The sequence below is a fragment of the Acinetobacter sp. UBA5934 genome (genome assembly GCF_002430855.1).
Lineage (GTDB): Bacteria > Pseudomonadota > Gammaproteobacteria > Pseudomonadales > Moraxellaceae > Acinetobacter.
Genome location: NZ_DJDC01000148.1, coordinates 1 through 871, shown reverse-complemented (window position 1 = coordinate 871; position 871 = coordinate 1). Strand labels below are relative to the sequence as shown.

At 41.6% G+C, this 871-nt stretch carries 1 protein-coding gene; it reads right to left on the bottom strand.

The genetic code is table 11. The features are described 5' to 3' along the window. Positions 1 to 157 precede the first annotated feature (157 nt). A complete protein-coding gene (locus B2Y23_RS10260) occupies positions 158 to 757 on the bottom strand; it encodes a dihydrofolate reductase family protein (RefSeq protein ID WP_291355188.1) in 600 nt (199 codons plus the stop codon). Positions 758 to 871: the final 114 nt, after the last annotated feature.

Here is an 871-nt window from a genome sequence, read left to right as displayed (position 1 = left end):
CAGCTGAGCTATGAGCGCGACGTCTTGATGTGGTGCATTATACGCGTTTTTAACATTCTGTTAAGGGCTTTTTAACAAATCCACACTCAAGTGGACAGTTATTGGACGAAATTGGATTTTTCATCTATTTTTTAAACAATCATTGCATCATTAGCCTTTAATCCGCCCTAGCAGTTGTCACTTTTCCTGCCCATTTGTAATACGTGTACAGCACACCATTTGAGGTACTCAGGCTATCGGTTAATTCAAAAGCCGCAGGAGCCGAGCCTTCAGCAAATAAACGCTTACCTGCGCCCAGAATGATTGGAAAAGTCATCAAACACAGTTCATCCACCAGATCATGCTGAAAAAGCGTCTGTGCCATATGGGCACTACCATGAACCTTGATATCCCCGCCCTCTGAAGCTTTGAGCTTTTTCACTTCATCTACATTCTTCAAAAAGACCGTATTTTGCCAGTTCGAATGATCTATGCTATTAGACAGAACATACTTGGTAATCTCATTAATTCCTGTCCACATCTCGGCATGCTTGGGCCAGTAATGCTCCCAAATTTTAAAGGTATTTTTTCCCAACAGAATATCGGTGGAGCGCATCCATTGCTGCATGATCTTATCGAACACGGGATCGGTATGCGCAAAATAAGGCGCAACCCAGCCACCATAGTTAAAGCCGCCTGATAGATCTTCTTCCGGTCCGCCGGGTGCCTGAATCACCCCATCTAAGGTGATAAATTCCTGAACAATGATTTTTCTCATGTTTTTTTCTCATATTGGTCCTTAATTTTATTTATTCTGTGGCCTAGCCCTTATTTTTAGCATTCCGTTTATTTTAATTCTATAAATTTCAGACACAAAAAAACCGCAACATGT